Origin of the sequence: Moorena sp. SIO2C4 (genome assembly GCF_010672485.1) — a bacterium.
Classification (GTDB): Bacteria; Cyanobacteriota; Cyanobacteriia; order Cyanobacteriales; family Coleofasciculaceae; genus Moorena; species Moorena producens.
Genome location: NZ_JAAHGN010000264.1, coordinates 1 through 7,935, shown reverse-complemented (window position 1 = coordinate 7,935; position 7,935 = coordinate 1). Strand labels below are relative to the sequence as shown.

Here is a 7,935-nt window from a genome sequence, read left to right as displayed (position 1 = left end):
TCCCCCACCGTGCTCTTCAATGGTCATTAGTATCCGGACAGCGCCGAACAACCCACCCCGCACCTCCAGATCCCAGCGGTCGAAATCACTGCCACGGTAAATCACTGCTCCCTGTTCCCGGAGTCCAAATTCTAACCTTTCCAACCACTGTTCCTGGGACTGCCAAGACTCGCTCCAGATCTGATCTTTCCGAGGTCTGGGAAATTGCAAAAAGGAGACACCACGCCTTCGCCAGGGGGTGAGCCCGTTGTCAAGGCGACCTTTGAGTCGTGCCAGGGGCTGTAGCAGATACAGGAGTACTGTCAAGCTATAAAGCTGGAAGCGGGGGAGGCGAGATGCAACAGGGGTTGTAAAAGAAGCTTTAGAAGCACTCAGGATGGCTTGAGTAACAGGTGCAGCAATAGCAGCAAGCAGGAAGGGGACTGTCCAGACCATTGGTTTCCAGAGCAGTCCCAGGCTGGACAGCCCTGCAAGAGCGAGGATGACTAGGTACCATTCCGGCATGGTTGGCAGTGCGGGAAACAGCCCTGGTGCAGGCTGATAGACAGATTGGAACAGGGCACTACCCCAAGTCCCGTGATATATCCGACTTAAGCGCCAGCCCAGTATCTGCACTAGCCCCTTACCGTAAAGCCGCCCAGACCAATTGAGATGACCGGCGGCATTATACTTTTGTGGCCATTTCTGTTCCAGTAGGGCTTCAGCCTTACCATATCCTTGTTGCTGTTTCCAGTACATCTTCACCGAGTTGCGGCGATGATGCCAGACAACGGCGCTGGGGCTGAAACCTATTTTCCAGCCACGCTCCTGTAGCCGCCAGCAGATATCCACGTCATCCCCCGCAGCCCGAAACCGGGGATCAAATCCACCAATCTCTTGGAGGTGGGTTTTCCAGTAAGCCATGTTGCAACCAGGAATGTGTTCTGCCTCCTGATCGGAAAGCAGGACATGGATTGGTCCTCCCGGTGCGTTGCTAACACAATCCGCTATCAAGCCATCACCGGGAGGGGGGATATTGGGTCCACCAACTCCTGCCCAGTCTCCTTTCAGGAAAGTAGCAGCTAGATAGGTGAGCCAGTGGGGATCGGGATAGGCATCGTCGTCGATGTAGGCGATGATGGCACCCGTAGCGGCTTCTAAGGCGGTATTCCGGGCACTGCTTAACCCCCTATTTTGCTTGTGGATGATTACCCGCACCTTGTATTCCTTAGCAATTGCAGCAACGCCATCAGTAGAACCGTCATCCACTACAATAACTTCATAGTTAGGATAATCGAGATATTGCAACGCTTCCAAGGTATCTCGTATGGTACTTGCTCCGTTGTAGGAGCAGACAGCTACCGAGATCCGTGGGCAGGGGAGGTATGCCGGAAATGGTCCTGCGGCAAAGGCTTGGTGAACGGCTGAGAGCGCCGGTTTAGGACGCCTTTGGCGATCAGTGAGACCGAAATCCCAGTCTTCGATGTCAAAACCTCCCCGATACCATTCGTCAGTCCAGGCAAAGACAAAACAGCCAGCACAGCCAGCTGCCAAGATAGTTTGGATTTGCCAGTCCAGGGTTTTCGCCTGTGTTTCCTCCCCGTTTCTGAGGCTATCTAGCCCAATCTCAGCCATCACCAACGGTCGATCCCCTGCTATATTATGGAGGCGGGCAAGGTAAGCTTCCAGTCGGTCCCGGGACTCTAGATAGACATTAAAACAGACAAAATCCACAAAAGGAAGTTGTAAATACTCGGTGCTAGGATAGTTGACATAAGTCACCAGGGCTTCTGAATCTTCGGCTTTGACAGTTAGATAAAGTCTTTTGAGGAAATTCTCCACCCGTTGACGACCATACCAGCGCACAATGGGGGCTGGTATCTCATTACCGATAGCATAGCAGAGAATTGCCTGGTGTCCAACACAGGCACGCACCCCCGCCCGTACTCGCTTTTCTATGTCTTGGATGCGCTTCTTCTGATCGAGGAAGGCAATATGCTGTTCCCAAGGTAGTCCTACCATCACATAAAGGTTGTGCTTGGCAGCCAAATCAAGCAACCAGCCAGGGGGAACAGTGTAGGTGCGAACTGAGTTAATTCCCTGTGACGCCATCATGGCAAAATCCCGGGCAACTACATCGGGTTTGGGATACAGTTCCCCCTGCCTATTGGGGCGAAATGTTCCATACGTGACTCCCTTAATATAAAGTTTTTTGCTCCCAACGACAATAAACTTGCCTTTGACTGCAGGGCAAATTTTAGTCTTGCAACTCTTCATAACAATTTGGGGTTGGTAAGGGAAAAAACGAATACTCCTGTCATTGTCTTGATGCAGTCGCTCCTAAGTGACTGCATCTGTGAGGTATTGGTGAGGAGTTGATCCTCTTACATAAAGAGCACAAGGGTAGAGCTTCCCTTGACCTATAAACTATAGGAGTATCTATCTTTCCTGTGTACAGTGTATTGATGCAGCGTATTGATGCAGTCGGCCAAAGGGGGTTTCCCCCATGAGGGACTGCATCAATACGCTGCAATATTTATGACTGATTCCTTGAACCAGTCCGTGTTTTTTTAAAATATTGAATGAGCTGGTTGGGCGAGTAGCAACTCGACCTGTATAGGTTCCTATTTTTGGGCCAAAGCGTGACAATAGCTTTGACAATATACACCGTTGGGAACCCTTTCAAAAAGTTGAATCTGGCTACATAGCGACTAGGAAAACCAAACTTATTTTACCACACATCTGACCATTCCCATGTCCTAAGGGCGTTAATTAACCAGGTGTGATAATCTTCAATAAAAAAAACTATCAACTTGACCAACCTTGGCGGCATATAACCAATGAGTTTTAGGAAGGTTTTGACCAGAAGTGTTGAATCGCTTAATAAAACTTACTATAAATCAGTCTAGGAGTGCTGTCAAGAAGCAATTGCTAAAAATATATAATCTTTTTAAACCAATGAATATCACTTATTTATTGACTCATACCTCCTGGTAAATAGCGAAGTTGATCTAATCAAGATGTCATCCATTTTTGGAAATGGAGCACTCATTTTGGCTAATAATTAACTAGTCATAATTTATTCAAATATCTCACAATTTGAGCTAGATTTTTGTTGAAGGTTTTAAAGCTTGAACGCTTCTGGATAAATACAGTCTCCTGTTACGAGTTTTATTTGACGTATTTTTTATAACCGATTGCATCAATCCTAGCCAACTATTACTCCTAAGTCTAGGCAAAATGGCAACTATTACTCCTAAGTCGAGTAGGTTTTACGTTTGTTTACCTGAAGAGGAATCACGGAACGGGCGACGAAGTAGTAGCAGAAACCGAAAACCCGACGCAGGTGCCATGGTTTGTAGCCAACTGCTAGCTGGGGTTTCTGTATCTGACCAGAAGAGTCAAAAGTAATATATCCTTTCAAAACCCAAGCCGTGCTCGCCCCCCCCGAATAGATAATATACTTGTTGGGAAATAGGGGAGACTAGGAGGTGAGCCTGCGGGTGAGGGGCAATGATAACTAGTGAGCGAGCACAGAAACAAGACCGACTGCTGCGGGCACTTAGAGGGTTGAACCGGAAAGCATTTGATGAGCTAATGCCAAGGTTCAGTGCTGTCTATGAGCAATTTGCCAACAACTCTTATAATAATAAGGTTAAAATTATGGCAACTCTATTAGTTATGGGGATTTAAACATGAGTCCTAGACAAACTACCAGACAAGCGTCCACCAGGTCGACGAAGTCTAAGCCAAAAAACGTTGTTCAACCGGAAAAAGAAGCTATCATTACTGTGTTTCCGGAAAGGCAAGAAGATGCTTCCGCTTTAGCTGCTAAATTAGTACCACTATCCCAGATTGTCCTGCCAGCTACTCAACCCAGGCACTATTTTGACCCCAAGGCAATGCAATCTCTGGTGGAGTCAGTAGGCCGTGAAGGTATCCTCCAGCCTTTATTAGTAAGGCCAGTGGGTGATAAGTATGAGTTGGTGGCTGGAGAAAGAAGATATCGCGCCGCTCAAGAATGCTCCTTGAGCGAAGTGCCTGTAACCATCCGGGAGATGTCTGATACTCAGGCAATACAGTATGCGCTGACGGAGAATCTGCAACGAGAGGATTTGAACCCGCTGGAGGAGACAGAAGGTATTTTGGATTTACTGGCGCTGAGGTTGTCAACCGATAGGGGATGGGTTATCTCACTGTTAAATAAATTATCAAAAACTAAACGGCACCTGGCGGTGGACAACGATGTCCGCCCAGAAGATCAACATATACTTACAGACGTGTTTGCCAGTATTGGCAAGATGTCTCCTGAGTCTTTCCGAACCCACAGGCTGCCATTACTCAACCTTACTAGTGATATCTTGGAGGCGTTGAGGTCTGGGTCAATCGAATATACAAAAGCTAGGGAAATAGGCAAGGTAGAATCGGAATCTGACCGCATGGAGATTCTGGAGGCTGCTATAGAGTATAATTTATCAATCAATCAAATTCGAGAGAGGGTGAAAGGTTTACAGCCTCCCTCACCAGAGAGGGAACTGCAACAGCAATTGGAAAGTACCTACAAACGAGTGAAAAAATTTAAGGTGTGCTCTAATCCTGACAAACAGGATAGGTTGAAATCTTTGTTGGCAGAACTGGAAGCTTTGATTGCTGAAGATAAATAAGAGCATCTTTGGCGGCTATCAATGTTCACCTTCTACCTGGGATGGCTTTAGCTGCCTCAATCTTGATATTCCATCTATCCAGTGTGATTCCGACAGTTTGCTCAAGTCTTGTCAAAGCTCTTAAATAGTCAATCCTGGCATTAAGCTCCCTATTTTTGGCCTGTACCAAGTCATTCTCGAAATCCAAAACATCGATCAGTCGAGTTCCTCTGACTCCCAATCTCAGTTTTTCCCGTTCGTTCTGTAGTTGTTGTTCAGATAATTCTCTGGCTTGCCGCGCCACTTGTATCTGTCTGAGATGGAATTTCACATCTCTAATTCTGTTATTAATTTCAATTTCTAGAGTTTCACGTGCTTCCTGCAAATTGTTATTGGCTTGTTGGAGTTGAATGTTACTGCGTTCAACAGCCTGTTCTAGGCTAAGATTACCCAATTCACGTTTTAAAGTGAGTCTGCCCCTCAAGTCCATTGTATCATCGCCTACCAGAGTGGTGGTAGTTAAGTCATAGTCTACCTGGAAATCTAAGTTCCAGCGCCTTTCATTTTTTGCCAGCAATAGGTTTAATTTAGCTATTTCTAATCGGCTCACAGATTGCAAATAATCTGGGTTGTTTACCAAAGCTAATTGCTGTAGCTTCTCTGAATCCAGAGGGGTTGAGTCTACTGGAGCCGGAATATCTGCAGCTACTAGTTCTAAATTTTGCTCAAGTTCGAGAATCTCAATCAGATCTAAACCAGCTTGAGCAAGTCTATTCCTAGCTGTTAATAAGCTCACTTCTCGGTTAGCCACTTCTGTCTCGCTTTGGACGAGTTCAACCCGTGCTCGCCTGCCAGCATCAATCAAAGCCTCTATAACTTCCATTTGCCGTTTGGCGCTCTCTAGGGAAAGCTGCTCGATTTTGATTTGTTCCTGAGCTTGGAGTAACCTCAGGTAAGCTTCGATAGCATTTGTAATGGTGTTGATCAGATTCGATTTTAACTCAACAATGTTGATCGCTTCTTCCTGCCGGGCAATCTGAATAGGAGCTCTGTTGACATCTACTCCAAATCCCCTTAAGAGAGGTTGTATAAAACTGAAAGTTAAATTTTGACTTAATAAGTCGTCTCCGATGCTGCTAATATTATTACTGTCTTGCCATCTACCTCTAGGACTCCACGTCACCTTCAGGTCTCCACCAGTGATGATATTGAGATCCAAGGTTACAGCTAAATTTAATTCACTGTCTGTTCTTAGAGTGGATCCTAACTGGTTACGATTGAATTCAACGAACATTTCTGGGGTAAAATTGGGAGCAAATTCATCTTCAGCTACTGCCAGTTCTTGTAGGTCAATTATCCTTTGAAGGTAAGCGTTTTTGATAATTCTATTATTTTGCAAGGCTAAGATGACAACATTAGAAAGGGTTAATTTTAGTTTCTGCGGCTTTGTTGCTAATTGTTCCTGCTCTTGTTCTTTTCTAGTTTCAGTATCGGGCTGAGTCCGTTCTGCTTTTTCCTGGAAATTTGCCTTGATAGGTTGAGTTTGGTTGTTACTTCGATTGGTAGTTAGAGAAGCAAAACTTGGCATCTGCACCACTGAACTGCTCTCTGTCTTGTGTTCCTGAGGAACGCTCCAAAAACGGCTCTTTCCACTGGGATTAATGAAAGGAACACTCGAACTTCTCCCCTTTTGTGCGTCTCCCCTTTTGTGCGTTCCGCCATCGGGTTTTTTAAGAGCATTCGACTGGCGGTGTTTTCCGCTGCTTATGGATGGAAGAAACACGGCGACTTCTCCCCTATTTCCCCCAGCTTCACCAACAATGCCTGCTTGCCCAACTTGTTGATTGAGAGGACTGACGTTTACTAAAAGATTTGTGGCATTGGCAGTTTGGATAGGATTAAAAGGCAACTCAGGATGAGGATTGGTTTGAGAGGGTTGAGGGACGACAAAAGTACAAACCGTCCCCAAAATTGCCGACAGAGGTATCATTACGTCAAGTCTGTTGTACATCTAATCACCCAAGTAGCAATAAGCGCGAATTGGGAATTTTTTAATCTTTATCCTTTTCACACATCCCATATCTATGTTGCTAAAATTACATTAGCTATTCTAACTTGTTGAAATCCAACGAATCTAATCAATGATTCAATCGAAATTGCACAAATGGTAAGTAATCAGTACCAACCTGTGGCTATTCGCTTGGAGGAGGTTTCTAAAGTTTATGGCAGTGGCCATACAGCAGTTCACGCCATTTCTAACATTAACCTGATTATAGAGCAGGGTGAATATTGCTCAATTATGGGCACATCTGGCTCGGGAAAATCCACAACCATGAATATAATTGGTTGTCTTGACCAACCAACCTCAGGACACTATTATCTCGATAATCTAGATGTTTCTGGGCTAACTGATGTAGAGTTAGCCCAGATTCGCAATCGCAATATTGGCTTTGTCTTCCAGCAGTTCCACTTATTGCCTAAGATGACAGCGCTGGACAATGTGATTTTGCCAATGGTTTATGCAGGGATGCCAAAGGCAGAAAGACGCGATCGCGCCGAGGAAGCCTTGAAGCGAGTGGGTTTAGAAAATCGGATGTATAATAAACCCACTCAATTATCTGGGGGACAGCAGCAAAGAGTAGCGATCGCTCGGGCTATTGCCAACAACCCTGTTCTCTTGCTCGCCGACGAACCGACTGGAGCTCTCGACTCTCGCACTACTGGGGAAGTGATGGAATTGTTTGGGGAACTCAATGCCAGTGGTATCACCGTAGTGATGGTAACCCATGAGCCAGAGGTAGCCCGTCTCACCAGGCGCATTGTCTGGTTCCGTGATGGGGAAGTGGTGCATTCCCATCTTACGCCAGAGGAGATGCTTCAGGTTGCCGTTGCTTATTAGGGATTGGCGATGGGGAAGAGTTGTTTATATCAAGTCCGGATAATTAGTGATAAAAAACCTTCTCTCTTGAAACCTTACTCCTTTACTTCTGCCTTCTGCCTTCTGCCCTCTGCCTTGCTTTCGCGCCTCGTGTAAGTATTCAACTGGACATGATATTACTTCGATGAGCGCAGTGCTTTCACTGGATCTAGTTTGCTGGCTTGCACGGCGGGGAAGAAAACACTGCCTACCCCTACCACCACTGCCGAGCTTAATGCCAAGGTGGCCGTTTCCAATTCAAATTCGTAGGGCAACTCAAACTTATTGGCAACCCCAATCGTCGCCCAATGTACCGTGGCGATCGCAACTGTACCTCCAACGAGACTTAGTAAAACAGCTTCTAGAATAAACTGCAGCCTAATCTCTGTCTGGGTA

Annotated in this window: 7 protein-coding genes; 4 read left to right on the top strand and 3 right to left on the bottom strand. The window is 45.9% G+C overall.

The features are described 5' to 3' along the window. On the bottom strand, positions 1 to 2,256 hold a 2,256-nt coding region (locus F6K20_RS15560; RefSeq protein ID WP_287295243.1), incomplete at its 3' end, for a glycosyltransferase. Between the two features lie 963 nt (positions 2,257 to 3,219). Between F6K20_RS15560 and F6K20_RS15555 the strand changes: the two genes are divergently transcribed. The 3 genes from F6K20_RS15555 to F6K20_RS15545 all read left to right on the top strand — a co-directional run bounded on the left by F6K20_RS15555 (position 3,220) and on the right by F6K20_RS15545 (position 4,643). Next, positions 3,220 to 3,390, top strand: a complete 171-nt coding sequence (locus F6K20_RS15555; protein WP_287248354.1) for a hypothetical protein — start codon at positions 3,220 to 3,222, stop codon at positions 3,388 to 3,390. A gap of 102 nt (positions 3,391 to 3,492) precedes the next feature. Further along, on the top strand, positions 3,493 to 3,672 hold the full coding sequence (locus F6K20_RS15550) for a hypothetical protein (protein ID WP_287248356.1): 180 nt from the start codon (positions 3,493 to 3,495) through the stop codon (positions 3,670 to 3,672). A gap of 2 nt (positions 3,673 to 3,674) precedes the next feature. Then, positions 3,675 to 4,643: a ParB/RepB/Spo0J family partition protein gene (locus F6K20_RS15545; protein ID WP_287248358.1), complete on the top strand. Its 969-nt coding sequence runs from the start codon at positions 3,675 to 3,677 to the stop codon at positions 4,641 to 4,643. A 25-nt stretch (positions 4,644 to 4,668) separates the two neighbouring features. Here F6K20_RS15545 and F6K20_RS15540 read toward each other — a convergent pair whose 3' ends face one another. Then, positions 4,669 to 6,633 (bottom strand): TolC family protein, encoded by a 1,965-nt coding sequence (locus F6K20_RS15540; RefSeq protein WP_287295241.1) that lies wholly within the window; start codon positions 6,631 to 6,633, stop codon positions 4,669 to 4,671. A 153-nt stretch (positions 6,634 to 6,786) separates the two neighbouring features. On the opposite strand from F6K20_RS15540, the gene F6K20_RS15535 reads away from it, so the two are divergent. After that, positions 6,787 to 7,521: an ABC transporter ATP-binding protein gene (locus F6K20_RS15535; RefSeq protein ID WP_008181244.1), complete on the top strand. Its 735-nt coding sequence runs from the start codon at positions 6,787 to 6,789 to the stop codon at positions 7,519 to 7,521. 155 nt (positions 7,522 to 7,676) lie between these two features. On the opposite strand, the gene F6K20_RS15530 is transcribed toward F6K20_RS15535, so the two are convergent. Continuing rightward, positions 7,677 to 7,935, bottom strand: a 259-nt coding sequence (locus tag F6K20_RS15530; protein WP_353736763.1) for an ABC transporter permease, incomplete at its 5' end; no start/stop codon positions are given.